The following is a 26,499-nucleotide window of genomic DNA, read 5'->3' as shown; positions in this document are numbered from 1 at the left end:
TTCCGATGGCGATCACTGCCGGGACGTTCGACTCGCTCGAGCTGCGCGGGGTCGGCCGCAGCTTCGGCGGGCACCAGGCGCTGGCCGGCCTGGACCTGACCGTGCGCAAGGGCGAGTTCATCGCCCTGCTCGGGCCGTCCGGGTGCGGGAAGTCCACCGCCCTGAACTGCCTGGCCGGGCTGCTCCCGTTGACGCACGGCGAGATCCTGCTGGACGGCCGGCGCGTGGACACGGTGCCGAGCGAGAAGCGCGGCTTCGGGATGGTGTTCCAGAGCTACGCGCTGTTCCCCCACCTCAGCGTGGCGAAGAACGTGGCGTTCGGCCTGCACATGCGGGGCCTGCCCAAGGCCGAGGTCTCGCGCCGCACGGCCGAGGCGATCGAGCTGGTGAAGCTCACGGAGCACGCGGCGAAGCTGCCGGGCCAGCTCTCGGGCGGCCAGCAGCAGCGGGTCGCGATCGCGCGCGCCGTCGTGCTGGAGCCGTCGCTCGTGCTCATGGACGAGCCGCTGTCCAACCTGGACGCCAAGCTCCGGCTCGACATGCGCACCGAGATCCGGCGGCTGCACCAGAGCCTCGGGCTGACGACCGTCTACGTCACCCACGACCAGGAGGAGGCGCTCTCCCTGGCCGACCGGCTCGTCGTGCTCCGCGAGGGGCGCGTGCAGCAGGTCGGCACGCCCGACGAGCTGTACGACCACCCGAGCAACTGGCACGTCGCGGACTTCATGGGGTACCGCAACATCCTGCCGGGGACGGTGGTCGCGACCACGGGCGGCGACGGGCTCCGCGTCGGCCTCGGCGCGACCACCCTCACCTGCCGGCCGGTGGGCGACCGGCCGGCGGACGGCGAGACGGTCCGGGTCGCCGTCCGGCCGGACGACCTCGCCGTCGTGGCGGGCGGCGAGGCCCCGCGCGACGGCAACGCCCTGGAGGGCACGGTCGTCGTCGTCGAGTACCACGGGCGCGAGTTCGCGGTCGTGGTGCAGGCCGGCGACGGCACCCTGCTGCACGTGCGCACGCCGGAGGCACCGCGGGTGGGCGACACGCTCACCCTCACGGCCCCGGCCGAGCGGGTGCTCGTCTTCCCCGCCGCCCTGGCGGGCGAGGCGACCGCGGGGGCCGAGGCCCGGGCGGTGGCGGCATGACGACCGCCGCCACCGGGTCGCGGGGCAGCACGGCCAGCCTGCGCCACCGGCTGGCCGAGCGGGGCATCGACTCCTCGCTGTGGCTCATGGTGCCCGCCCTCGTGTTCGCGCTCGCGCTGTTCGTCTACCCCTTCTCCTACGGCATCGGGCTGACGTTCCAGCCCGGGCTCGCCACGCAGGAGAAGTGGGGCGGCGGCGTCCTCGCCAACTACGTGGCGTTCTTCCGCGACCCGTTCGTGTTCGACTCCGTGTGGATCACGATGCGCCTCGCGCTGCCGGCGGCGCTGTTCAACGTGCTCGCGTCGATCCCGGTGGCGCTCGTGCTGCGGCGCCGGTTCCGCGGCAAGCGCCTGATGACGTCGATCCTGGTGCTGCCGATCACGCTCGGCACCGTGCTCACGGCGCAGGGGCTGCTGATCTTCGCGGGCCGGCAGGGCTGGCTGAACCGTGCCCTGATGGCGACGGGGCTGGTGGACCAGCCGGTGCAGCTCGTCAACAACTACGTGGGCGTCATGCTCTCGCTGATCATCACCGGGTTCCCGTTCGCGTTCCTGCTGGTGTCGTCGTACCTGTCGGGCATCGACCCGTCGCTGGAGTCCGCGGCGCGGACGCTCGGCGCGGGGTGGTGGCAGCGGTTCCGCCGGATCACGCTGCCGCTGCTGGCCCCGGGCCTCGCGACCACGTTCATCCTCACCTTCGTGCTCGCGTTCTCCGTGTTCCCGTCCGCGCGCCTCGTCGGTGACGCGATGGGCTCCACGCGCGTGATGTCGCTCATGGCGTTCCGCGCGTTCGGCGAGCAGAACGACTACCCGATGGCGTCGACGATCGCCCTCATGATGGGCGTCGTCGAGCTGGCCGTCGTCGCGCTCGTGCTCGCGTGGCGCGCGCTGCTCTACAAGGGTTCGACGGGAGGCAAGGGCTGATGGCTGCTCTGGAGAAGGTGCGCGACGAGGCCCCGCCAAAGGCCCCGGCGCGCGGGCGGCGCCCGTCGAGGCCGCGGGGCTCGGTGCCGGCGCCCGGCACGACGCCGGGGGAGAAGCGGCTCGCCGCGTCGCCGTCGGCATGGTTCGTCTGGTCGGGGATGGCCGCCTTCCTCGTCCTGCTGCTCGGCATCATCGTCGCCGTCGTCGTCGACTCGTTCGGCCGGAGCTGGTTCGACACCTGGCTGCCCGCGGAGTGGACGGCGCAGTGGTACGCCGAATCGTGGGACCGGTTCGACCTGACGCACGTCATCGGCGTCACGGTCGGCGTCGCGCTCGCGGTCGTGGTGCTGTCCGTGCTGATCGGCGTGCCCGCCGCCTACCTGCTCGCGCGCCGCAGCTTCCCCGGCAAGCGGCTCGTGAACGTGCTGTTCCTGCTGCCGATCCTCATGCCGCCCATCACGTACGGCATCCCGCTCGCCACCGTGATGTACGCCTTCGGCCTCGGCCGCTCGGTCGTGGCGGTGATCCTCGTCAACCTCGTGCCCTCGGTGCCGTTCGTCATCCTGACGATGACGCCCTTCATCGAGCAGATCAACCCCGCCATCGAGTCGGCGGCGCGCATGTGCGGCGCGGGGATGCGGCAGGTCTTCACGCGGATCCTCGCGCCGCTGCTGGTGCCGGGGATCCTCGCGGCCTCGATCCTCGTGCTCGTGCGCACCGTGGGCATGTTCGAGCTGACGTTCCTCGTCTCGGGGCCGCAGTCGGACACGCTCGTCGTCGCGATCTACCGCGCGATGACGTCGGCCGGCGGCGGCGAGGCCCGGCAGCTGATCTCCGCCATGGCGGTGATGTACACGACCACCATGCTCGCGATGCTGGTCGTCGCCCTCAGATTCGTGAACCCGACCCAGCTGGTCGCCCAGGTGAAGGAAGCCCGTGACGACTGACCGACTGACCCGTTCCGCCCTCCCGCAGCCCCTGCCGCCCGGCGTCGCGCCTCCGGTGACGCCGGCGCAGGTCGGCGTCGTCCACCTGGGCATCGGCGCGTTCCACCGCGCCCACCAGGCGGTCTTCACCGAGGAGGCCGCCCGCGCCACCGGTGACCTGCGCTGGGGGATCCTCGGCGTGACACAGCGCTCGGCGGCCGTGCGCGACCAGCTGCGGCCCCAGGGCGGCGTGTACGCGGTGCTGACGGCGGGCACGGACCGCGCACGGCTCGACCTCGTCGGCTCGGTGGTCGACGTCGTGTGGCCCGCGGAGGAGACGCCGCGCGTGCTCGCGGCCCTCGCGGCGCCGACGACCCACGTCGTGACGCTGACCGTGACCGAGAAGGGGTACGCGCGCGGCGCCGATGGCGGCCTCGACCTCGACCGGGTGGCCGACGACCTCGCCGCGCTGCGCGCCGAGCACGGCGTCGACGGCGCCGCGGGCCGCCCGAGCGACGCCGACGCCGTGTCCGGCGGGCCGGGCCGGAGCGCGATCGGGCTGCTGGTGCGCGGGCTCGCCGCGCGGTACCGGGCGGCCGAGGCGGCGGGCGACCGGCGCCCGCTCACGGTGCTGACCTGCGACAACATGGTGGACAACGGCCGGGTGCTGCAGCGCCTGGTCGACGCGGCCGTCGACGCGGCGCTGCCCGGGTCGCGGGGCGACGCGCTGCGGGCCTGGCTCGCCGCCGACGTCACGTTCCCGTGCTCGATGGTGGACCGCATCGTGCCCGCGACGACGCCCGCGCAGCGCGACGCCGTCGAGCGCGACCTGGGCGGGCGCGACGAGGGGCTCGTGGTCGGCGAGCCGTTCCGCCAGTGGGTGATCGAGGACCGGTTCGCCGGGCCGCGACCGCCGTGGGAGGCGGCCGGCGCGACCTTCACCGCCGACGTCGCGCCCTGGGAGCGGGCCAAGCTGCGGATGCTCAACGGCACCCACTCGCTGCTGGCCTACGCGGGGCGGCTCGCCGGGCACGCGACGATCGCGGAGGCGGTCGCCGACCCCGCGCTCCGCGAGAGGGCGCGCGCCTTCATGCTCGACGACGCGCTGCCGACGCTGACCCCGCCCGACGGCGCCGACCTGGCGGCCTACGGGGAGTCGCTGCTGGAGCGGTTCGCGAACCCCGCCACCGGGCACACCACCGTCCAGGTGTCGATGGACGGCACGCAGAAGATCCCGATCCGCTGGGGCGGGATCGTCGCGGACCGGCTCGCCGCGGGCGAGGTGCCGGCTGGCGCGGCCTTCGCGCTCGCCGCCTGGTGCGAGGTCGTGCGGCGCGCGGCCGCCGACGGCCGCGCCGTCGACGACCCGCGGGCGGACGAGCTGCGCTCGGTCGTGGCCGACGCGGGCGGCGGGGACGCCGCCGCGGCACCGCGCGCGGACGTCGCGCGGTCGCTGCTCGCGCTGCCCGGGCTGCTGCCCGGCGGCGCGGGCACCGACGCCCGCCTGGTGGACGCCGTCCTCGCCGAGGCCCGGTCGCTGACATGACGCCCGGCCCTCGCCGGGGCCGGAGATCTTCCCGTCGCGCAGCCGCTCGGCAGGAGAAACGACGCCCTCGAGAGGAGGCCCTGACACGCCCGGGGACGGGCGTCCGTCGCGGCGTGGGAGCGCTGCTACGTTGAATGCGTTCATTCGGGCGCCGGGGCCTGGACCCCGGTGCCGTCACGACGAAGTGGGGACGGATGCGAGCTGTCACGAGACGCGAGCTCCTCGGCATGGGACTCGCGGGAGGCGCCGCGGCGGCGCTCGCCGGGTGCGCGACACCGGGGACGACGTCGGTCAACACCCAGCCGGTGGTCCCGGCCGCCGCGGCGGGCGAGAAGATCACGCTCACGTACTGGGCCTGGCTCAAGGACCTGCAGAAGGTCGCCGACATCTGGAACGCCAAGAACCCGAACGTGCAGGTCGAGGTCTCCTGGATCCCGGGCGGCAACGACGGCGGGTACCAGAAGATGTACTCGGCGCTCGCGGCGGGCGGCGGGCCGGACCTCGGGCAGGTCGAGATGCGGTCGATCCCCGAGTTCATGCTGGTCAACGGGCTGGTCGACCTGCGCCGGTACGGCATCGACGAGCACGCCGACCGCTTCGACGAGACGCTGTGGAGCCAGGTCGGCTTCGCCGACGGCGTCTACGGCATCCCGCAGGACTCCGGCCCGGTCGGGATGTACTACCGGCCGGACCTGTACGAGCAGGCGGGCGTGCCCGTCCCCACGACCTGGACGCAGTGGGCCGAGGTGGCGCCCGCCATCCGGGAGCTCGGCGTCTTCATCGACGCGTTCGCGCTCGACGACGCCTCCATCTTCGGGGGCCACGCGATGCAGGCCGGGGCGACGTGGCTGCGCAGCACCGACGACGGCTGGGTCATCGACATGGCGGACGAGATCACCCTCGACGTCGCCCGCTTCTTCGACAAGGCCATCGACGACGACCTGGTGACCACGTCCGCCAACCCGTTCAGCCCCGGCTGGTACGCCGCCGCGGCGGACGACAAGATCGCCTCGCTCGTGCAGGCGAGCTGGGGCGACGCGCTGCTGGAGAGCGTCAGCGGCGCCGAGGGCAAGTGGCGCGTGGCGCCCGCCCCGCGCTGGGAGCACGGGTACGGCTCGTCGTTCATCGGCGGGTCGACGGCCGCGGTGCTCGCGAACAGCAAGCACCCGAAGGAGGCGATGGAGTTCGCCGTCTGGATGACCACCAGCCCCGAGGGCGTCGACGCGATGATCGAGCACTCCGGCATCGGCTGGTCGCCGGCCCGCGACTACATCGGGGCGGCGCGCGAGGAGCCGAGCGAGTTCTTCGGCGGGCAGCGGTACAACACCGAGGTGTTCCAGCCGGCCACGCAGCAGCAGAACCCCGACTGGCAGTGGTGGCCCATCACCCAGCAGACGTTCAACATCCTCGGCGACGGGTTCCGCGGCAAGGCGACGGGCGGCACCCTCGTCGACGCGGTGGTGGCGGCCGAGCAGCGGACCATCGAGGTCTTCCGCCAGAAGGGCCTGACGATCCGGAAGGCGGACCGATGACGACGCAGACCGCACGCACGCCGGGGCCCGCCGGGGGCCCCACCACGGGAGCCGCCGCCACGCGGTCCGCCGCCCGCCCGCGGAAGCGCGGCGCGGTGGACCGCGCCCCGTGGATCCTCGTCTCCCCGTTCCTCGCCCTGTTCCTGCTGACGTTCATCCTGCCGATCCTCGTCGCGATCGTGCAGAGCTTCACGAAGGTCACCCGCGCGGGGCTGTTCGGCGAGGAGGGCGTCACCAGCACGTTCGCCTGGTTCGAGAACTACCGCCTCGTCCTCGAGGACGGGAACTTCGTGGCCTCGATCTGGCGCATGCTCCTGTTCGGCATCGTGCAGGTCCCGGTGATGATCGTGGCCGCGACGGTGCTGGCGCTGCTGCTGGAGTCCGCGTCGGCGCGCTGGCCGGGCTTCTTCCGCGCGACGTTCTTCCTGCCGTACGGCATCCCGGGCGTCATCGCGACGATCCTCTGGTCGTTCCTGTACGTGCCCGGGCTGAGCCCGATCATCGACGTCTCGGAGATGCTGTTCGGGTACACGCCCGACTTCCTCGGCGCCGGCACGGTCCTGTGGTCGATCGCGAACATCGTGACCTGGACGTACGCGGGCTACAACATGCTCATCATCGTGGCGCAGCTCAAGGCGATCCCGTCCGAGCTGTACGAGGCGGCGCGCGTCGACGGTGCCGGCCCCTGGCGCACGGCGACGTCGATCCAGCTGCCCCTGATCCGCCCCGCGCTCGTCCTCACGACGGTGTTCTCGATCATCGGCACCCTGCAGCTGTTCGCCGAGCCGCAGCTGCTGAAGTCGGTCTCGCCGGCGATCGACTCGCAGTACACGCCCAACCTGTCGGCCTACACGACGGCCTTCGCGTACAACGACTACAACCTCGCCGCGGCCCAGTCGGTCCTCATCGCCCTGGTCGCGTTCGCGCTGTCGTTCCTCTTCCTCCGCCTGACGAACAGGAGCTCGCGATGACCGCCACCGTCTCCACCCGGCCGCGCACGGCGGCCGACCAGGGCGCCGCGGCGGGCGAGCCGGGGCAGGTCCGCCGCGGCCAGCCCGCGACGAAGATCATCGTCACGGGGATCCTCGTCGTCGTCGCCCTCTACTTCCTGGTGCCCGTGTACTGGGTGGTCGTCGCCGCGTCGAAGACGACGGACGACCTGTTCGGCACGAACGGCTTCTGGTTCGGTGACACGTTCGCGCTCTTCGACAACCTCGCGGCCGTGCTCACGTACGGCGGCGGCGTCTTCGTGCGCTGGCTGGGCAACTCCGTCCTGTACGCCGGGGTGGGCGGGCTGATCGCGACCTACCTCGCGGCGGCGGGCGGCTACGCGCTCGCGAAGTACCGCTTCCGCGGGAACAACCTCGTCTTCGGCCTGGTGCTCGGCGGCGTGCTGGTGCCCGGGACGGCGACGGCGCTGCCGCTGTTCCTGCTGTTCAGCCAGCTCGGGCTCGCGAACACGTACTGGAGCGTGCTCATCCCGTCGCTGGTCTCGCCGTTCGGGTTCTTCCTGTGCCGCATCTACGCGGACTCGTCGGTGGACTCGTCGCTGATGGAGGCCGCCCGCATCGACGGGGCGGGCGAGCTGCGCATCTTCCACACCATCGGGCTGCGGATCATGACACCCGCGCTCGTGACGGTGTTCCTGTTCCAGATCGTCGGCATCTGGAACAACTACTTCCTGCCGCTCGTCATGCTGAGCGACCAGGAGCTCTACCCGATCACCCTGGGGCTCAACAACTGGAACAGCCAGACCGACCGGCTGCCCGAGTTCTACGAGCTCACCACCGGGGGCGTGCTGCTCTCGGTCATCCCGCTCGCCATCGCCATGATCGTGCTCCAGCGGTTCTGGCGGGGCGGCCTGACGGAAGGTGCTGTCAAGGCATGACGCTGTCCTCCCTGCCCACCGGGCTGCCGCACGAGTCCACCGCCCCCGCGACCGGGCGGGTCGAGCCGGCGCGCGCGGCGCTGGCCGGCGACGCCCCGCGGACGTCGCTCGACGGCACCTGGAGGTTCCGCCTGCTGCCGGGGGTGCCGGGCGCCCCGGGCGCGCACGGCGTCCTGCCCGACGGCGAGGGCGCGGCCGACTTCGCGCAGCCGGGCTACGACGCGGGCGGCCCCGGGTGGGACGACGTGCCGGTGCCCGCCCACTGGGTGCTGGTCGGCGACGGGCGGTACGGGCGGCCGATCTACACGAACGTGCAGTTCCCGTTCCCCGTCGACCCGCCGCACGTGCCGGACGAGAACCCGACGGGCGACTACCGCCGCGAGGCGGACGTCCCGGCCGCGTGGACCGAGAGCGGCCGCGTGCTGCTCCGGTTCGACGGGGTGGAGTCGTTCTTCACGGTCTGGGTGAACGGCGAGGAGGTCGGCTCGGCGTCGGGCAGCCGCCTGGCGCACGAGCTGGACGTCACCGCCGCGGTGCGGCCGGGCGTCAACACCGTCGCGGTGCGGGTGGTGCAGTGGTCGGCGGCCAGCTACCTGGAGGACCAGGACCAGTGGTGGCTGCCGGGCATCTTCCGCGACGTCACGCTGCTGCACCGGCCCGTCGGCGCCCTCGACGACGTGTGGCTCGACGCCGACTACGAGCCGGCCACCGGCCAGGGCGTCCTCGCGCCCGAGGTGCGGGCGTCCGACGACGCGTACCCGGTGCGGCTGCGCGTGCCCGAGCTCGGCGTCGACGTGACGTGGGCGAGCGCCGCGGACGTCGCGCCCCTCGAGGTGGGGGTCGTCGAGCCGTGGTCGGCGGAGGTGCCGCGCCTGTACGACGCGAGCGTGTCGTCCAGGGCGTCGTCGGGGGACTCGTCGGGGGAGGAGCCGGGCGAGACCGTGACGCTGCGCGTCGGGTTCCGGCGCGTCGAGATCGCCGGCGACCGGCTGCTGGTCAACGGCCGCCGGGTCACCTTCTCGGGCGTGAACCGGCACGAGACCCACCCCGACCGCGGGCGCGTCTTCGACGAGGCGCACGCCCGCGCCGACCTGGCGCAGATGAAGCGGCACAACGTCAACGCGATCCGCACCAGCCACTACCCGCCGCACCCGCGCCTGCTCGACCTCGCCGACGAGCTGGGCCTGTGGGTGATCCTCGAGACCGACCTCGAGACGCACGGCTTCGAGGCCGGCGGCTGGGTGGGCAACCCCAGCGACGACCCGGCCTGGCGCGACGCCTACCTCGACCGGGTGCGGCGCACGGTGGAGCGCGACAAGAACCACCCGAGCATCGTGCTCTGGTCGCTCGGCAACGAGTCCGGCACCGGCCGCAACCTCGCGGCGATGGCCGAGTGGGTGCACGGTCGTGACCCGTCGCGGCCCGTGCACTACGAGGGCGACTACGCCGGCGAGTACACCGACGTCTACTCGCGGATGTACTCGACCGTGCCCGAGACGGCGTCCATCGGCAGCGACGACGCGTTCTCGCCGCTGCTCGGGTGCTCGGTCGCCGACTCGGCGCGCCAGCGGTCCAAGCCGTTCCTGCTGTGCGAGTACGCGCACGCCATGGGCAACGGCCCGGGCGCGCTCGACCAGTACCGCGAGCTCGTGGACACCCACCCGCGGCTGCACGGCGGGTTCATCTGGGAGTGGCGCGACCACGGCATCCGCACCACGGCCGGCGGCCCCGACGGCGCCGAGTACTTCGCGTACGGCGGCGACTTCGGCGAGGTCGTGCACGACGGCAACTTCGTCATGGACGGGATGGTGCTCTCCGACGACACCCCCACCCCCGGGCTGACGGAGTTCTGGCACGTCGAGCGGCCGGTGGTCGTGGCGTCCGCGCCCGACGGCGGCCCGGGCACCGTCGAGCTCTGGAACCGGCGGCACACGGCGGACACGGCCGACCTCGAGCTGCGCTGGCGCGTGGAGCACGACGGCCACGTCGTGGCGGAGGGCAAGGCCGCCGTCGAGGGGGCCGACGGCCGGCCCGTCGCGGCGGGGGAGCGGTCGCGGGCCGAGCTCTTCGACCCGGCCGCCCTGCCGGCGCCCGGGGCGGGCGTCGAGGCGTTCGCCACCGCCGAGGTCGTGCTGCGCGCGCCGACGGCGTGGGCCGACGCCGGGCACGTCGTGGCGCGCGAGCAGTGGGCGCTGCCCGCGCCGGCCGCGGTGCGCGCCCGGGCCCGGGCGGCCGCGCCGCTGGGCGACGCCCCGGCCGTCTTCCGCGGCCCGGAGCTCGTGGAGCTCGCCGGCGCCGCCGTATCTGCGCCCCGCGTGGAGCTGTGGCGCGCGCCGACCGACAACGACGAGGGCGCGGCGATGGGCAGCTACGACGCCGTCGACCCGACGCTGCTGCCGTGGCGCGGCACGCCCGCGCCGGCGGTCGCCGAGCGCTGGCGCCGGCAGGGCCTGGACAGGCTGACGCACCGCACGCTCGCGGTCGACGAGACGGTGGACGGGCTGACCGTGCGGCGCCGGGTGTCGGCGGCGCAGAGCCGGGCGACGGTCGACGTCGACGAGACCTGGACCGCCGAGCGGGCGGACGACGGCGTCGTCGAGGCGGTGCTGCGGGTCGTCATGACGCCCGACGACCTGTGGGACGACGTCTGGCCCCGCATCGGCCTGCACCTGGAGCTGCCGACCGACGTCGACGGTGCCCGGTGGTTCGGGCTCGGGCCGCACGACGCGTACCCGGACGTGCGCCGGTCGGTCGTCGTGGGGCGGCACGCCGCCGGGATCGACGACCTCACCACGGCGTACGCGCGGCCGCAGGAGTCGGGGCACCGCCCGGAGGTCCGCGAGCTCGTGCTGGAGCGCGGCGGCCGGCCGTGGCTGCAGGTCACCGCGGGTCGTGACGCGGCGGGGCGCCTGCCCGGCTTCACGCTCGCCCGGCACTCCGCGCACGAGCTGGCCCGGGCGGCCCACCCGTACGAGCTGCCCGCGCCGGCGCGCCACCACCTGTACCTCGACGCGGCCCAGCACGGGCTCGGGTCGCGCGCCTGCGGCCCGGACGTGTGGCCGACGGCGATGCTGCGCCCGCAGGCCCGCACCCTCGAGCTGAGGTGGCGCACGCTCGACGCCTGACCTGGTCGGTCTCTTCGGCAGGGACGGCGTCGGTTCGGCACGTACACCTGCCGAACCGGAGCCGTCCTGCCGAAGGGATGCGGCGGGTCGTCAGGCGGCCGAGTCGTCGACGATGGTCCCGCCGTCGAGGACGACGCGCCGTCCGCGGAAGCGGGCGCGCGTCGTCCGGTCGTGCGAGACCAGCAGCAGGGTGCCCGCGTAGGCGGCGAACGCCTGCTCGAGCTCCTCCACCAGCGCGGGCGCCAGGTGGTTCGTCGGCTCGTCGACCAGCAGCACGTCGGTGGGTGCCGTCACCAGGCGAGCCAGCTCGAGCCGCCGGCGCTGCCCCTGGGACAGGGCGCCGATCGGCCGCGGCAGGTCGTGCGGCGCGAACAGCCCGGTGCCGAGCAGCGCCACCGCGTGCTCGTCCAGGTCCCCGGGCCGCCCGGCCGCGAACCCGTGCAGCACCGTGCGCCGGTCCCGCGCGCCGAACCCGTCGGTCTGCCGCAGGTGCCCGACGGCGCCCACCGTGCGCACGCCCCCGGTGTCGGGCTCGACCTCGGCCGCGACGACGCCCAGCAGCGTGCTCTTGCCGGCGCCGTTCGCACCGGTGACGAGCACGTGCTCGCCGTGGCGCACCACCAGCCGCGGCACCCGCAGGCGCCCGCGCACCTCGACGCCGTCGAGCAGGACCGCCGGCCGGTCGGCGCCGGCCGCGGCGGAGCGGTCTCCCGCTGTGGTGGTCGTGCCGACCTCGGTGCGGAACTCGGCCCGCTCCGCCGGGCGCGGCGCGGGGTCGTCGGTCAGCCGTCGCACCCGTTCCTTGGCCTGGCGGACCCGCGACGTCGCGCCGTGGCTGCGCGAGCGCGCGCGGAACTGCGCCGCCCCGAAGATCGACAGCTCGACCTTCTGCGGGATGTTCTCCAGGCGGGCGGCGTTCGTCTCCACGAGCCGGTGGTTCCGGTCGAGGTCCGCCCGCCACCGTTCGTGGGCGAGCCGCGCCTGCTCGCGCTCGGCCTCCTTCGCCGCCAGGTAGCCGGCGTACCCGGCGCCGTACCGTCGCGCGACGCCGCCGTCGACCTCGACGAGCGTCGTCGTGAGGTCGGCGAGGAAGGCCCGGTCGTGGGTGGCGGCCACGACCGTCCCGGCGTGGTCGCGCAGGCGCCCCGTGAGCCAGTCCAGGGCGGCGTCGTCGAGGTCGTTCGTCGGCTCGTCCAGGAGCAGCAGCTCCGGGTCGGCCGCGAGGGTCCCGGCGAGCGCCAGGCGGGAGCGCTCGCCGCCCGACAGGGTGCCGAGCCGGCGCCCGCGGTCCAGGCCGGGCAGGCCGAGGCGGTGCAGGGCGACGTCGACCCGGTGGTCGGCGCCGTGCCCGCCGCGGGCCTCGAAGCGCGCCGTGAGCGCGGCGTGCCGGTGCGTGGCGACGTCGAGCGCGTCGTCGTCGAGGTCGCCGAGGGTGCGCTCGAGCGCACCGATCTGCGCCTCGAGCGACCGCAGGTCGGCGAGCAAGTGGTCGACGGCGTCCCCGACCGTGCTCGCGGGCGGCAGGTCGAGCGCCTGCCTCAGGTGCCCGACGCCGCCGGGGGCGTGCACGACGCGGGTGCCGTTCTGCGGCTCCAGCGCCCCGGCGAGCACGCCGAGCAGCGTGCTCTTGCCGGAGCCGTTGTCGCCGACGACGCCGACGCGCTCGCCGGGGGCGACGGTCAGGGAGAGCCGGTCGAGCACCACGCGGTCGGCGTAGCGCAGGGTGATGTCGGTGAGGGTGAGCTGTGACGGGTCCATGGGCAGGACTCCTTCCGTCGTCGACGACGACAGCGGACGGTGGTGGGCACGCGGACGCCGACGCGGAGCGGTGCTCGACGCGTCGGCGCGGGTGCGGTCACAGGGTTCCCATCGGCGCCGACCGTAGCGGGGTCCGCCGGGGGCCGCCACCCCTTTTCGCCGGGCCGGGCGCGCTACCGTGGACGGGCCACGTCCGCTGCATGCGCAAAGGAGCGTCATGAGCACTCGTTCGAAGGCATCCCCCACCCGTCCACCGCTCGCACGCCGCGTCGGGGCGGTCGCCACGACGGCGGCCCTCGGCTTCGGCCTGGTCGCGACGGCCCCCGCCGCCACGGCCGACGACGACGACAGGATCCTCGTCGTCGGCAAGACTCTCGGCTTCCGCCACTCGCACATCGACGACACCACCCACGCCCTCATCGACCTCGGCGCGGAGCACGGCTTCACCGCCGACGTGTGGGACCCGCCCAACGACTCGGGCGGCTGGTGGGGCCCCGGCTCGCCCGGTCAGCCCGACCTCACGATGGACTCCACGCCGTTCACCAGCCCGGAGGACCTGGCGCAGTACGCGTCGATCGTCTTCGTCTCGCCGGTGGACAACACCAACAGCCTCGACCCCGCGCAGCCCCGCCTGCTCGACGACGCCGAGCTCGCCGCGCTGCAGGGCTACGTGCACGACGGGGGAGGCGTGGTCGGCATCCACGCCGCCACCGACACCATGCACACCTCCGGATGGTTCACCCAGCTCATGGGCGGGGGCGCCCGGTTCGCCAACCACCCGCAGCAGCAGACCGCCACCATGCGGGTGGAGAACGCCGCCCACCCGTCCATGGCCGGGGTGCCGCTGGAGTGGTCGCGCTGGGACGAGTGGTACAACTACACGCTCAACCCGCGCGGCGACGTGCAGGTGCTGCAGACCCTGGACGAGTCCACGTACTCCGGCGGGTCCATGGGTGACGACCACCCGATCGCGTGGTGCCAGAACTTCGAGGGCGGCCGCTCCTGGCACCAGGGCGCCGGTCACGTCGACGAGGCGTGGACCGACGACACCTTCCTCACGATGGTGTTGCGCGGCATCGAGTGGACCTCCGGCCGGGTCAGCGGCGGCGGGGACTGCGTGACGTTCGGCGAGGTCGACGGGCTCGTGTCCGCGTTGCCCACCGACACCGCGCGTGACGCCGTCGCCGTGCGGCAGGTGACGGCACGCCTCGACGCCGCCGAGGCCGCCTCCGACGACGGCGACCGGGCCGTCGCCCTGCGGCACCTGCGCACCGCCGAGCGCCTCGCCCGGGCGCTCGTGGCCGACCGGGAGGCGGCCGGCGCGCTCGCCGCCAAGGTCGCCGACCTGTCCGCCTGGCAGGAGGGGCTCGTCGCCGCCGGCGCCTGAGCCCGACGCGGGGCGCCCCGGATCGGTCCGGGGCGCCCCCTTGTGCGTCCGGGGGGGCCGGCTCGACCGGAATGGGTGAAATCTCGTAACGATCCCGTTACGGGTGGCTATGTCGGACAGAAGCGGCTATAGCGTCATCGGCCGGGAGCCGGCCCACCGTCGTCGACGGGCGCGGCCGCTCCGGTCCCAGGGCGACGCGAACCGCGGCGCCCGCCGCCGCACCCGTGAGAGCGAGACCTGTCCCGATGACCGTGACCCGACTGCGATCTACGATCGCGCTCCTCGTCGCCGTGGCGTTCGCGCTGCTCGGCGCCGTCGTCGCCCCGATCGCCGCCCAGGCGACCGGCGGCGGGCATGACGCCAAGCCCGGCCAGGAGGTGTGCACCGAAGGCGGCGGCTGGACCAAGGTCGAGGTCGGCGGTGAGAAGACCGAGCACGTCGTGACCGCCGACGAGGGCTACCTCATCGACGCGGTCTGCGTGAAGTCGTCGACGACCGTGGAGGTCACCGACGTCGAGCCGCCGCGCCCCAGCGTCACGGTGTCGTCGCCGTCGTCCAACGACAACGGCCAGCAGCAGGCGATCAGCCACGTCGCCTACCACCAGGTGCCCGCGACGTTCGACTGGGACTGGCCCTACCCCGCGCCGGTCTGTGACGCCGGCCTGACCGTCACCTATCCGGAGAACCTGCCGGAGGACCAGGCGAACGACGTCAACGTCCGCGTCAAGAACCTCGAGACCGACGAGGAGTGGACGGGCAACTTCCACCGCGCCGACGGCACCTGGTCGGGCGAGCAGACCTTCGACCCGACGACCCTGGCGGGCTGGCCGGGCTGGGCGCACTACGCGTACGTGTGGGCGCAGGTCGGCGGGACGAACTACCACTGGAGCGGCGAGGTCGAGTGCGGCGAGCCCGGCACGCCGGAGCCGCCGTCGGAGACGACGCCCCCGACGGAGCCGGAGGACGAGCCGACCGAGCCGACGCTCGAGGGCTCCACCGCCGTCGGCGAGTGCGTGGCCGACGCCCCGTGGATCGGCTACGACGTGCGCCTCACGCCGGCGGACGCCGAGCTCGACGACCGCACGGTCGAGCTCGTCCTCACGGACGGCACGCACACCGAGACGCTGGCGCTGGGTGAGCTCGGCGACGACGGCACGCTGTCCGGCCGCGTCCTGTGGCCCGGCGCCGCCGTGGCCGCGGACGGCGAGACGCCCACCGCCTGGCCCGGCTGGGAGCAGCTCGACAACGGCACGTGGGTGGAGACCGACGGCAACTTCGCGTGGACCCGCGGCGACATCTCGGCCACGTTCGTCGTGAACCCCGACCTGACGGTCGACCTGGACTACCCGCCGGCGACGCCGGACTGCGCGGCCATGCCGGCGCAGGCCGGGGGTGCCGGCGGGGCCGACGACGTCGTCGCCGCACCGGTGGAGGGGCCCGACGCGGGCCTGGACGCCCCGGTGACCACCGTGGAGGCCGGCGCCGACGAGCTGCCGCGGACCGGGGCGAGCGTCGCCTGGATCGTGGCCGGTGCGCTCCTCCTCGTGGGCGCGGGCGTCACGGTGCTGATGGTGCTGCGCCGCCGGGCCTGACCGGAGCGCGCCGGAGGGCGCGGGCGCGGCGATCTCCCGGACGGGACGTCGTCGCGGCCGCGCCCTGCGCGCGTCCGGCTGTCAGTCGCGCTGCAGCTCGCGCCGCGACGGCAGCAGGAACGACAGCCCCGCGGCGACGAGGGTGAACCCGGTCGCCCACCAGAACGCCCGGTCGAAGCCGCCGGCGACGACCGTGGGGTCCGTGGCCCCGGCCACCGACGCGGTGAGGACCATCGCGAGGGTCGCGGTGCCGACCGACCCGCCGAGCTGCTGCCCGATGCGGGTGAAGATGCTCGCGTCGGGCATCTCCTCACGTTCCAGCCCCACGTAGGCGACCGCCATGAGCGGCGTCATGACGAGCCCCAGGCCCATGCCGCGCACGAAGAGGGCGACCAGCAGCCACCAGTACGCGCTGTCCGTGCCGGAGAAGGCGAAGGGGACGGTGCCCAGCGCGACGACGAGGAATCCGGCCACGGCGACGGGCCGGGCTCCGACGGTGTCCGTGAGGCGCCCGCCCAGCGAGCGGGTCACCAGCGTGCCGACGCCCTGCGGGATGAGCAGCAGGCCGGCGGCGAGCGCGTCCTCGCCGCGCAGCGACTGGAAGTACAGGGGCAGGAGGAACATCGCCCCGTACAGCGCGACGCCGGTCAGCGTCAGCAGGACGGTCGAGACGGCGAGCGGCCGGTGGCGCAGGAGCTTCAGGTCGAGCAGCGCCCGGTCGCCGCGCCGCAGGGCGCGCAGGACGAACGCGACGAGCAGCGCCGCTCCGACCAGGAGGGGCAACCAGGCCTCGACGTGCCCCAGGCCGCCCTGCTCGCCGACCTGCGAGAGCCCGAGGATCACCGCGGCGACGCCGGGGGAGACGAGGCAGAGGCCGGCGACGTCGAGCGGGGGGCGAGGTGCGTCCGCCGCCGGGCGGTCGTCGGGCAGCACGCGCCACGCGAGCCAGATCCCGAGCAGGCACACCGGGACGTTGACGAGGAACAACCAGTGCCAGGTGAGGTTGCCGAGGATCAGGCCGCCGATCACGGGACCGAGGATCGGCCCGAGGGCGATCGGCAGCCCGACCACCGCCATCAGCCGTCCCACGGACTGCCCGCGCGCGGCCTGCATGATGAGCGTCGTCATCAGGGGCATCATCACGCCGCCCGCCAGCCCCTGGAGCACGCGGAACGCGATCAGGCTGGGGGCGCTCCAGGCGAGCGCGCACAGCACGGAGCCCAGCAGGAACCCCACCTGGGCGAGGATCCACAGCCGCTTCCCGCCGAGCCGAGCCTGCAGCCAGCCGGTGGCGGGGATCGCGACGAACATCGCCAGCAGGTAGCCCGTGGAGACCCACTGGATCGTGCTGATCGAGGCGCCCAGGTCCTGGGCGAGGTCGTGCAGCGCGACGTTGACGATGGTGGTGTCGAAGATGACGGCGATGCCGCCGGCGATGACGGCGAACGCGATGCGCAGCACGCTGCGGTCGAGGCCGCCGGGCGCCGTCGTGCCCGGGGAGGTGGAGGTCATGTCGATCCTTAAGATCCGATGATGTATCTAAGTTCGACCGTATGACCGAGCGGATAAGATGCACAAGTGGATCTTGGCGACGGGAGCGGTGACGTGCGCGACAACGAGCCCTCGGGCGGTGCGCCGGCGCGCCGTCGGCGGGGCGAGCCGTCGGGCGGTGCGCCGGCGCGCCGCCGGCGTGGCGAGGCGCTGGAGGGCGCGCTGCTCGAGGCCGCGTGGGACGAGCTCGTCGAGCACGGGTACGCCGCGCTGACCTTCGAGGGGGTCGCCGCGCGGGCCGGCACCAGCCGGCCGGTGGTCCGGCGCCGGTGGGCGAGCCGGGCCGAGCTGGCGCGCGCCGCGATCGTGCGCCGGAGCCGCGCGCACCCCGCGACCGAGCCCGACACCGGGAGCCTGCGCGGTGACCTGCTCGCGCTGCTGGCGGGCGTCGTCGACCGGCGGGCCGAGATGACGGCGCTCGTCGCCACGAGCTTCGGTGCCTACTTCGAGGAGACCGGGACGTCGTTCGCCGACCTGCGGGCGGAGGTCGTCGGCGGCCGGACCCTCGCCGTGGACGGCGTGCTCGAGCGGGCCGTCGAGCGGGGCGAGATCGACCGCTCCGTACTCACCCCCCGGGTCGTCGCGCTGCCGTTCGACCTGCTGCGGCACGAGCTGCTCATGACCCTTCGGCCGGTGCCCCGCAGCGTGCTGGAGGAGATCGTCGACGACATCTTCCTCCCGCTCGTCGCCGCGCGGTCGCGCGCCGAGCGGTAGGCGAGGGCGCCCCCCGCCGTCAGCCGGTGCCGGTCGTGGACTCGCGGATCACGAGCTCGGGCTGGAACGTCACGTGCTCGACGGCGTCGTCCGGGCGCAGGAGCAGGTCGGCCGCGTGGTGGCCGAGCTGGTGGGTGGGCTGGCGCACCGAGGTCAGCGGGGTCGCGAGCTCGCCGGCGAAGGCGACGTCGTCGTACCCGACGACCGCCATGCCGGACGGCACGGGCACGTCGGCGGCCCGGAGCGCCCGCAGCGCCCCGAGGGCGGTGAGGTCGTTGACGCAGAGCATCGCGGTGGGCCGCTCGTTCAGGGCGAGCACCTGCTGGGTGCCGGTCTGCCCTCCGTCCGCGTTGAGGCTCGGGATGGTGATCTCGACGAGCGCGGTCTGCGGGTCGAGCCCGCCTTCGGCCAGGGCGGCGCGGACGCCGGCGGCGCGGTCGGCGCACTGGCGGATCGAGTGGGACCCGTTGACGAACGCGAGCCGCTCGTGGCCCAGCCCGAGCAGGTGGCGCGTGGCGGCGGCGGCGCCGGCCCGGTCGTCGACGGCGACGGAGGAGAGCGTGTCGGACGGCGACGGCCGGTCGAGGAGCACGACCCGCAGGCCGCGGGCGCGCGCGGCCTCGAGGTGCGCGAGGTCGGGGGTGGCGGGCACGACCATGACGCCCTGCACGCCGTGCTCCTCGAAGAGGCGCAGGTAGCGGGCCTCGCGCTCGGGGTCCTCGTCGGAGCTCGCGAGCATGAGCGTGTAGCCGGCCTCGTCGAGCCGGTCCTCGATGCCGCGGGCGACGTCGGTGAAGAACGGGTTGGCGACGTCAAGGACGATGGCGCCGGCGGTGGTGATCGTGCCGGCGCGCAGCTGGCGGGCCGAGCCGTTGGGCACGAAGTCGAGCTCCGTGATCGCGGTGAGGACGCGGTCACGGGTGGCGGGCGCGACGCGGTCGGGCCGGTTGAGGACGTTGGAGACCGTGCCGACCGACACCTGGGCCAGGCGGGCGACGTCGCTGATCGACGCGCGGCGTCGGGTGGTGGTGGCCATGGTCCCCTCGGTCGTCGGCAGGTGCTCGGCGGGCCGCTCGGCACCTGGGGGCGGCACGTCGGCCGACCCGTGGGCGCCGGCGCCCGGCGCCCTCAACGTACTCCACCGCGACGGTTCGCACGCCTCGAGGAGACCGGTTTCGCCCGGTCCGGGGAGGGGCGCGGGCTTGCACGGGCGGGCGGCCTCCGGCTATCGTGCTTGAAACGATTCACCCTGCCGATGAGGGCAGTGCACACGTCGACGACGACGGGGAGGAGAGACCCGATGCCGGTCCCCACCGCAGCCGGGCGCACCACGGGCTGGAAGGCGACCATCGCGGTCGCCATGTCCAACTACATCGAGGCCGGCGCGATCATCGCGATCGCCACCAGCCTCACCGCCTGGCAGACGCACTTCGGGTTCGACGACGCGCTCGCCGGCCTGCTCGCCGCGCTGAGCGCCAACGCCTTCGGAGCCGCCGTCGGCGCCGCGATCGGCGGGCCGCTCTGCGACCACTACGGGCGCAAGTTCATCTACACCTACGACCTGCTGCTCTTCCTCCTGGGCGCGGTGGTCGTGACGTTCGCGGGCAGCTTCCCGATGCTCCTGGTGGGCGTGGTGCTCATGGGGATCGCGGTCGGGGCGGGCGTGCCGGCCTCCTGGACCTACATCGCGGAGGAGGCCCCCGCGCACGAGCGCGCCAAGCACGTCGGCACCGCCCAGCTCGCCTGGTCGGTCGGCCCGATGATCGGCTTCGCGCTCGCCGTCCTGGTCGAGCCGCTGGGGCTGCTCGGCAACCGCCTGATCTTCCTGCACCTCGGCGTCGTCGCGGCGGTCACCTGGTGGGTGCGCCGCGGCCTGGCCGAGTCGCGGCTGTGGAAGGACGGCAAGGACGCGGCACAGGCCGCGGGGGAGCGGCGCAGCTTCTTCTCCGGCGTGGTCGCGCTGCTGCGCGACCGGCGCAACCTGGTGCCGCTCGCCTTCCTCTTCGGCGTCTACGCGCTGTGGAACACCGTGGCCGGCCAGGCCGGCATCTTCCAGCCGCGGGTGTACGACGCGGCCGGGCTCACCGACGTCACCGAGCAGAACCTGCTGCAGGTGCTGGTCTGGGGCTGCACCGTCGCCGGGACCTGGTTCGGGTTCATGCGGTACGCCGACCGCGTCAGCCGCCGGTGGCTCTACTGCGGCGGCGCCGCGCTGGGGGTCGTGGCCTGGGCCGTGCTGATCTATGCCCCGCCCGGGACGTTCTCGCTGTTCTTCTTCGCCATCGGCTGGGGCGTCTCGGCCGGCCTCGGCGCCCAGGCGTTCTACGGGCTGTGGACGGCGGAGCTGTTCGCCACTCGCTACCGGGCCAGCGCCCAGGGCGTGCTGTTCATGCTCGCCCGCGTCATGGTGGGGCTGCTCTCCAGCGTGTTCCCGGTGCTGCTGACCACGATCGGCCTGCACTCGCTCGGCTACCTCATCCTCGGCCTGCTCGGCGCCGCGCTGCTCATCGGCACGATCTGGGCGCCGAACACGCGGGGCCGGTCGCTCGAGGACATCGAGGCCGAGCGGTACGGCACCCCGGCCACGGTCTCGGGGGCGCAGCGATGACCGGCCCCCGGCCGGGCGACCGGCGCCGCGTCATGTTCCAGTTCCGGGTCCGGCCCGAGCTGCTGGACGAGTACGCGCGCGAGCACGCCGCCGTCTGGCCCGAGATGCTCCGCGCGCTGCAGGGCACCGGCTGGGAGAACTACTCGATCTTCACCGCCCCCGACGGGCTCGTCGTGGGCTACTTCGAGTCCACGGACCCGGACGGCGCCCGCGCCGGCATGGGGCTCCGCGAGGTGAACGCGCGCTGGCAGGCCGCGATGGCGCGGTTCTTCGCGGGCGCCGGGCCCGACGAGCAGATGGCGGAGCTCACCGAGATCTTCCACCTGGAGACGCAGCTCGCGGCCCTCGACCCCGCCGGCGCGACCCACCCGACCCACCCGAACGACCCGGCGGACGCCGCGGCACGCAGCACCCGAGAGGAACAGCGATGACCACCTTCGACGACATCGTCCCCACCCTGGACCGCCTCGCCATCGAGGTGCCGTCGTGGGCGTACGGCAACTCCGGCACCCGCTTCCGCGTCTTCAGCACGCCCGGCACGCCGCGCACCCCGCAGGAGAAGATCGCCGACGCCGCGAAGGTGCACGAGCTGACGGGCCTGGCGCCCGTCGTCGCCCTGCACATCCCGTGGGACACCGTGGACGACTACGCCGAGCTGCGCCGCTTCGCGAACGACCACGGCGTCGACCTCGGCACCATCAACTCGAACACGTTCCAGGACGACGCGTACAAGCTCGGCTCCCTGACCCACACCGACGCCGCCGTGCGGCGCCAGGCGATCGACCACCACCTGCGCTGCATCGAGGTCATGGACGCGACCGGGTCGCGCGACCTGAAGATCTGGCTGGCGGACGGCACCAACTACCCGGGCCAGGGCGACATGCGCGCCCGCCAGGACCGGCTGCACGAGTCGCTGGCCGAGATCTACGCCCACCTGGGCGACGCGCAGCGCATGGTGCTGGAGTACAAGTTCTTCGAGCCGGCGTTCTACCACACCGACGTGCCCGACTGGGGCACGTCGTACGCGCAGGTGAGCGCCCTCGGCGACAAGGCGTTCGTGTGCCTGGACACCGGCCACCACGCCCCGGGCACCAACATCGAGTTCATCGTGGCGCAGCTCCTGCGGCTCGGGAAGCTCGGCTCGTTCGACTTCAACTCCCGGTTCTACGCCGACGACGACCTCATCGTGGGCGCGGCCGACCCGTTCCAGCTCTTCCGCATCATGGTCGAGGTGATCCGCGGCGGCGGGCTCGACGAGGGCTCGCCGGTGGCGCTGATGCTGGACCAGTGCCACAACATCGAGGACAAGGTGCCCGGGCAGGTCCGCTCGGTGCTGAACGTCCAGGAGATGACCGCCCGCGCGCTGCTGCTCGACCGGGACGCGCTGGGCAAGGCGCAGGACTCCGGCGACGTCCTCGCCGCGAACGAGATCTTCATGGACGCGTTCTACACGGACGTGCGGCCCGCCCTCGCCGGCTACCGGGAGTCGCGGGGCCTGCCCGCCGACCCGATGGCCGCCTACGCGCGGTCCGGCTACCAGGCGCAGATCGCCGCCGAGCGCGTCGGCGGCCAGCAGGCAGGGTGGGGCGCGTGACCACGCTCGCCCGAGCCCGGCGCCCTCTCCCCTCCATCGACCACACCGGAGCAGCACGATGACGAACCCGACCGTCGCTTCCCTCGTCGAGCGCTCGAACCGCCTCGGGGCCGACCCGCGCAACACCAACTACGCCGGCGGCAACACGTCCGCCAAGGGGATCGAGAAGGACCCCGTCACGGGGCGGGACGTCGAGCTGCTGTGGGTCAAGGGCTCCGGCGGCGACCTCGGCACCCTCACGGAGTCCGGGCTCGCCGTCCTGCGCCTGGACCGGCTGCGCGCCCTCGCGGACGTCTACCCGGGCCTGGAGCGCGAGGACGAGATGGTCGCCGCGTTCGACTACTGCCTGCACGGCAAGGGCGGCGCGGCCCCCAGCATCGACACGGCCATGCACGGCCTGGTCGACGCCGCGCACGTCGACCACCTGCACCCCGACGCGGGCATCGCGATCGCGACCGCGGCCGACGGGCCGGCGCTCACCGACACCGTCTTCGGCGGCAAGGTCGTGTGGGTGCCGTGGCGCCGACCCGGCTTCCAGCTCGGCCTCGACATCGCGGAGATCAAGGCCGCCCACCCCGAGGCGATCGGCACCGTGCTCGGCGGGCACGGCATCACCGCCTGGGGCGACACGTCCCAGGAGGCCGAGGCGAACTCGCTGTGGATCATCGCCACGGCCGCCGCGTACATCGAGCAGCACGGGCGGCCCGAGCCCTTCGGCCCCGCGCTCGAGGGTTACGGCGCCCTGCCCGAGGACGAGCGGCGTGCCAAGGCGGCGGCCCTCGCGCCGCACCTGCGCGCCGTCGCGTCCCACGACAGGCCGCAGGTCGGGCACTTCACCGACTCCGACGTCGTGCTCGACTTCCTCGCGAGCGCCGAGCACCCGCGCCTGGCCGCACTGGGCACGAGCTGCCCCGACCACTTCCTGCGCACCAAGGTGAAGCCGCTGGTCGTGGACCTGCCGGCCACCGCCACGGTGGAGGAGATCGTCGAGCGGCTGCCGGAGCTGCACGAGGCGTACCGGGCCGACTACACGGCCTACTACGAGCGCGGCGCCGCCGAGGCGCGCGCCCGCGGCGAGGAGCCGCCCGCCATGCGCGGCGCCGACCCCGCGATCGTCCTGGTGCCGGGCGTCGGCATGTTCTCCTACGGCGCGGACAAGCAGACCGCGCGCGTGGCGGGCGAGTTCTACGTCAACGCCGTCAACGTCATGCGCGGGGCGGAGGCGCTGTCCACCTACGCCCCCATCGACGAGTCGGAGAAGTTCCGCATCGAGTACTGGGCGCTCGAGGAGGCCAAGCTGCAGCGCAAGCCGAAGCCCAAGCCGCTCGCCACGCGCATCGCCTTCGTCACCGGCGCGGCGTCGGGCATCGGCAAGGCCATCGCGACGCGCCTCGCCGCCGAGGGCGCGTGCGTCGTCGTCGCCGACCTGGACCTGGAGAAGTCCGTGGCCGCGGCCACTGAGATCAACGAGTTGATCGGGAGCACCGACGTCGCGGTCGGGCTGGCGGCGAACGTCGCCGACGAGGCCGCGGTGCAGGCGGCGCTCGCCGACGCCGTCCTCGCCTTCGGCGGCGTCGACATCGTGGTGAACAACGCGGGGCTGTCGCTGAGCAAGTCGCTGTTCGACACCACCGAGGCCGACTGGGACCTGCAGCACGACGTCATGGCCAAGGGCTCGTTCCTGGTGGCCAAGAACGCCGCGCGCATCCTCGTGGACCAGAAGCTCGGCGGCGACGTCGTCTACATCTCGTCGAAGAACTCCGTGTTCGCGGGGCCGAACAACATCGCGTACTCGGCCACCAAGGCCGACCAGGCGCACCAGGTGCGGCTGCTGGCCGCCGAGCTCGGCGAGCACGGCATCAAGGTCAACGGCATCAACCCCGACGGCGTCGTGCGCGGGTCCGGCATCTTCGCCTCCGGCTGGGGCGCCAACCGCGCCAAGACGTACGGCATCGAGGAGCAGGACCTGGGCAAGTTCTACGCCCAGCGCACCCTGCTCAAGCGGGAGGTGCTGCCCGAGCACGTCGCGAACGCCGTCTACGCGCTGTGCACCCCGGACTTCTCGCACACCACCGGTCTGCACGTGCCCGTCGACGCGGGCGTCGCGCAGGCGTTCCTGCGGTGATGCCGGTGCCAGCGAGGGCGGGCACGCTCGCCGCCGTGGACCTGGGCGCCACCAGCGGCCGCGTCATCCTCGGGCGGTTCGGGGGGCGCGAGGGGCTGCGGCTGCACCACGTCGCGCGGGTCCCGAACGACCCGGTGCGCACGCCGGACGGGCTGCACTGGAACCTGCTGGAGCTGTACCGGCAGGTGCTCGCGGGGCTCGCCGCGGCCGAGCGGGACGCACCCGGGGAGATCGAGGGCGTCGGCATCGACTCGTGGGCGGTGGACTACGGGCTGCTGGCCGGCGGGCGCCTGCTCGGCGTGCCGTACCACTACCGGGACGAGCGCCGCGCGGCCGGCGTGGAGCGCGTGCACGCCCGCGTGGACGCCGTCGCGCTGTACCAGCGCAACGGCCTGCAGCACCTGCCGTTCAACACCCTGTTCCAGCTCGCGACCGAGGGGCCGCTGCTCGGCCTCGCCGACCGGATGCTGCTGGTGCCCGACCTGCTCGCGCACTGGCTCACCGGAGCCGAGGTCGCGGAGCGCACCAACGCCTCCACGACCGGGCTGCTCGACGCCCGCACGGGGGAGTGGGACGTCGAGCTCGCCGGCCTGCTCGGCCTGCCGGCCGGCATCCTCCCGGGGCTCGTCGACCCCGGGACGACGCTCGGCCCGCTCACGGGAGACGCCGCCGCGCTCGTGGGCCGCCCGCTCGAGGTCGGCGCCGTCGGCTCGCACGACACGGCGTCCGCCGTGGTCGCGGTGCCCGCCACGGACCGCGACGTCGCCTACGTGTCGTGCGGCACGTGGGGCCTGGTGGGCCTCGAGCTGGATGCGCCCGTGCTCGCCGACGAGGCCCGCCGGGCGGGCTTCACCAACGAGGGCGGCGTCGACGGGCGCACCCGGTTCCTGCACAACGTCATGGGGCTGTGGCTGCTGTCGGAGTCGATCCGCACCTGGGAACGGGACGCCACCGCGGCGCAGCGCTCCAGCACGCTGGCCCAGCTGCTCGCCGAGGCCGCGCACGTCACGACGCCCGTCGCCGTCTTCGACGTCGACGACCCGCGGTTCCTGGCCCCCGGGGACATGCCCGCGCGCATCGCCGCGTGGTGCGCCGAGCACGACCAGCCCGTGCCGGCGACGCGCGGCGAGCTCGTGCGCAGCATCGTCGAGAGCCTCGCGCAGGCCTTCGCCGACGCGGTCGCGACCGCGGCAGGACTGGCCGGACGCCGCGTGTCGACCATCCACGTGGTGGGCGGCGGCGCGCAGAACACCCTGCTGTGCCAGGCGACGGCGGACCGCTCCGGCCTGCCCGTCGTGGCAGGTCCGGTCGAGGCGACGGCCATCGGGAACCTGCTGGTGCAGGCGCGCGCCCGCGGTCTGGTCGACGGCGGCCTGGAGGACCTGCGGGGGATCGTCGCCGCCGCGTTCACCCCCGTGCGGTACGAGCCCCGACACGGCTGACCGGCCACGGGGCGCCCATGGTCGGCGTCGCCGCGGTGAAGTTGAACTCCGCCCAGACGTGCTTCTCCCCGGCGGGGGTGCGGAACCAGCCGACCCGGTCGGCGACCCGGCCGGCGAGCCGCAGGCCGTGCCCGCCCTCGCCGGGCTCGCGGTCGTGCGGGACCACCGGCGGGGAGTCGGGGCTGTGGTCGACGACGTCCAGCACCGCGACCTCGCCGTCGCACAGCAGCCGCACCGAGACCGGCGGCGTGGCGTGCTCCAGGCCGTTCGCGACGAGCTCGCTCGCGACGAGCACCATGCGCTGCACCCCGGACAACGAGCCGGGCAGACCGTCGCCCGAGCGGCGCGGCACGCGGGCCGCAGGGCAGTCGCACGGCAGCCGCGACTCCAGGTCGGCACGCACGTCCGCGAGCCCGGCGACCGAGGTCACCGTCCACGACCCGACGACGTCGAACCTGGGCGACGATGTCGCCTCGCCCGGGTTCACCGGCATCCCGTCCGACCCATCTCCGCCTCCCCGCGCGTGCTGCTCCGCCCGCGCCAGCTGCCCCCCGGTACCGACTGTGGCCGTCCGGTCCGCCGTCGACCATACGACGGCTGACGCCGTGCCGCGCGGGCTGCCGGAGAGTCGTCGCGCGACGCG

The 26,499-nt window shown here is 74.0% G+C and carries 20 protein-coding genes; 16 read left to right on the top strand and 4 right to left on the bottom strand.

The features are described from left to right. Nucleotides 1-5: 5 nt before the first annotated feature. The 8 genes from IEW03_RS00625 (at nucleotide 6) to IEW03_RS00590 (ending at nucleotide 11,085) form a co-directional block, all read left to right on the top strand. Nucleotides 6-1,145, top strand: a complete 1,140-nt coding sequence (locus tag IEW03_RS00625; RefSeq protein ID WP_188521715.1) for an ABC transporter ATP-binding protein — start codon at nucleotides 6-8, stop codon at nucleotides 1,143-1,145. Next, entirely contained in the window at nucleotides 1,142-2,068 is a 927-nt protein-coding gene (locus IEW03_RS00620; protein WP_188521714.1) for an ABC transporter permease, read from the top strand. The genes IEW03_RS00625 and IEW03_RS00620 overlap by 4 nt, the downstream gene beginning before the upstream one ends. Then, a complete protein-coding gene (locus IEW03_RS00615; RefSeq protein WP_188521713.1) occupies nucleotides 2,068-3,015 on the top strand; it encodes an ABC transporter permease in 948 nt (315 codons plus the stop codon). Before IEW03_RS00620 ends, IEW03_RS00615 begins: the two co-directional genes overlap by 1 nt. Next, the gene (locus tag IEW03_RS00610) at nucleotides 3,005-4,540 is read left to right on the top strand and encodes a mannitol dehydrogenase family protein (protein ID WP_188521712.1); all 1,536 of its coding nucleotides are present in this window, start codon (nucleotides 3,005-3,007) and stop codon (nucleotides 4,538-4,540) included. The genes IEW03_RS00615 and IEW03_RS00610 overlap by 11 nt, the downstream gene beginning before the upstream one ends. A gap of 194 nt (nucleotides 4,541-4,734) precedes the next feature. Beyond that, on the top strand, nucleotides 4,735-6,072 hold the full coding sequence (locus IEW03_RS00605; protein ID WP_188521711.1) for an ABC transporter substrate-binding protein: 1,338 nt from the start codon (nucleotides 4,735-4,737) through the stop codon (nucleotides 6,070-6,072). Next, a complete protein-coding gene (locus tag IEW03_RS00600; RefSeq protein WP_188521710.1) occupies nucleotides 6,069-7,043 on the top strand; it encodes a carbohydrate ABC transporter permease in 975 nt (324 codons plus the stop codon). The genes IEW03_RS00605 and IEW03_RS00600 overlap by 4 nt, the downstream gene beginning before the upstream one ends. Beyond that, complete coding sequence (locus IEW03_RS00595) at nucleotides 7,040-7,960, top strand: carbohydrate ABC transporter permease (RefSeq protein ID WP_188521709.1); 921 nt, start codon at nucleotides 7,040-7,042, stop codon at nucleotides 7,958-7,960. Before IEW03_RS00600 ends, IEW03_RS00595 begins: the two co-directional genes overlap by 4 nt. Then, nucleotides 7,957-11,085, top strand: a complete 3,129-nt coding sequence (locus tag IEW03_RS00590) for a glycoside hydrolase family 2 TIM barrel-domain containing protein (protein ID WP_188521708.1) — start codon at nucleotides 7,957-7,959, stop codon at nucleotides 11,083-11,085. Before IEW03_RS00595 ends, IEW03_RS00590 begins: the two co-directional genes overlap by 4 nt. A 90-nt stretch (nucleotides 11,086-11,175) precedes the next feature. Here IEW03_RS00590 and IEW03_RS00585 read toward each other — a convergent pair whose 3' ends face one another. Beyond that, nucleotides 11,176-12,843, bottom strand: coding sequence for an ABC-F family ATP-binding cassette domain-containing protein (locus IEW03_RS00585; RefSeq protein WP_188521707.1), 1,668 nt, complete (start codon nucleotides 12,841-12,843; stop codon nucleotides 11,176-11,178). Nucleotides 12,844-13,060: 217 nt separating this feature from the next. Between IEW03_RS00585 and IEW03_RS00580 the strand changes: the two genes are divergently transcribed. Then, nucleotides 13,061-14,230: a ThuA domain-containing protein gene (locus IEW03_RS00580; protein WP_188521706.1), complete on the top strand. Its 1,170-nt coding sequence runs from the start codon at nucleotides 13,061-13,063 to the stop codon at nucleotides 14,228-14,230. A 245-nt stretch (nucleotides 14,231-14,475) separates the two neighbouring features. Then, nucleotides 14,476-15,822 (top strand): hypothetical protein, encoded by a 1,347-nt coding sequence (locus IEW03_RS00575; RefSeq protein WP_188521705.1) that lies wholly within the window; start codon nucleotides 14,476-14,478, stop codon nucleotides 15,820-15,822. 81 nt (nucleotides 15,823-15,903) lie between these two features. Here the strand turns inward: IEW03_RS00575 and IEW03_RS00570 are convergent, their stop codons facing one another. Continuing rightward, nucleotides 15,904-17,334 (bottom strand): MDR family MFS transporter, encoded by a 1,431-nt coding sequence (locus IEW03_RS00570; RefSeq protein WP_188521704.1) that lies wholly within the window; start codon nucleotides 17,332-17,334, stop codon nucleotides 15,904-15,906. A 66-nt stretch (nucleotides 17,335-17,400) separates the two neighbouring features. On the opposite strand from IEW03_RS00570, the gene IEW03_RS00565 reads away from it, so the two are divergent. After that, a complete protein-coding gene (locus tag IEW03_RS00565) occupies nucleotides 17,401-18,087 on the top strand; it encodes a TetR/AcrR family transcriptional regulator (protein ID WP_229737282.1) in 687 nt (228 codons plus the stop codon). 19 nt (nucleotides 18,088-18,106) lie between these two features. Here the strand turns inward: IEW03_RS00565 and IEW03_RS00560 are convergent, their stop codons facing one another. Next, nucleotides 18,107-19,123 (bottom strand): LacI family DNA-binding transcriptional regulator, encoded by a 1,017-nt coding sequence (locus tag IEW03_RS00560; protein ID WP_188521703.1) that lies wholly within the window; start codon nucleotides 19,121-19,123, stop codon nucleotides 18,107-18,109. 264 nt (nucleotides 19,124-19,387) lie between these two features. On the opposite strand from IEW03_RS00560, the gene IEW03_RS00555 reads away from it, so the two are divergent. The 5 genes from IEW03_RS00555 to IEW03_RS00535 are packed head-to-tail and all read left to right on the top strand — an operon-like array spanning nucleotide 19,388 to nucleotide 25,856. Next, entirely contained in the window at nucleotides 19,388-20,695 is a 1,308-nt protein-coding gene (locus IEW03_RS00555) for an MFS transporter (protein ID WP_188521702.1), read from the top strand. Then, complete coding sequence (locus IEW03_RS00550; RefSeq protein WP_308808190.1) at nucleotides 20,692-21,126, top strand: L-rhamnose mutarotase; 435 nt, start codon at nucleotides 20,692-20,694, stop codon at nucleotides 21,124-21,126. The genes IEW03_RS00555 and IEW03_RS00550 overlap by 4 nt, the downstream gene beginning before the upstream one ends. Next, the gene (rhaI, locus tag IEW03_RS00545; RefSeq protein ID WP_188521701.1) at nucleotides 21,123-22,289 is read left to right on the top strand and encodes an L-rhamnose isomerase; all 1,167 of its coding nucleotides are present in this window, start codon (nucleotides 21,123-21,125) and stop codon (nucleotides 22,287-22,289) included. Before IEW03_RS00550 ends, rhaI begins: the two co-directional genes overlap by 4 nt. 58 nt (nucleotides 22,290-22,347) lie before the next feature. Further along, on the top strand, nucleotides 22,348-24,414 hold the full coding sequence (locus IEW03_RS00540) for a bifunctional aldolase/short-chain dehydrogenase (RefSeq protein WP_188521700.1): 2,067 nt from the start codon (nucleotides 22,348-22,350) through the stop codon (nucleotides 24,412-24,414). Continuing rightward, entirely contained in the window at nucleotides 24,414-25,856 is a 1,443-nt protein-coding gene (locus tag IEW03_RS00535; RefSeq protein ID WP_188521699.1) for a rhamnulokinase, read from the top strand. The genes IEW03_RS00540 and IEW03_RS00535 overlap by 1 nt, the downstream gene beginning before the upstream one ends. On the opposite strand, the gene IEW03_RS00530 is transcribed toward IEW03_RS00535, so the two are convergent. After that, nucleotides 25,822-26,349: an ATP-binding protein gene (locus IEW03_RS00530; protein ID WP_188521698.1), complete on the bottom strand. Its 528-nt coding sequence runs from the start codon at nucleotides 26,347-26,349 to the stop codon at nucleotides 25,822-25,824. The two genes, IEW03_RS00535 and IEW03_RS00530, sit on opposite strands and share 35 nt — an antisense overlap. Between the last annotated feature and the right edge of the window lie 150 nt (nucleotides 26,350-26,499).

Source organism: Isoptericola cucumis (assembly GCF_014635665.1).
GTDB lineage: Bacteria > Actinomycetota > Actinomycetes > Actinomycetales > Cellulomonadaceae > Isoptericola > Isoptericola cucumis.
The sequence above is the reverse complement of the archived record's forward strand: the minus strand, read 5'-3'. Positions and strand labels throughout refer to the sequence as shown.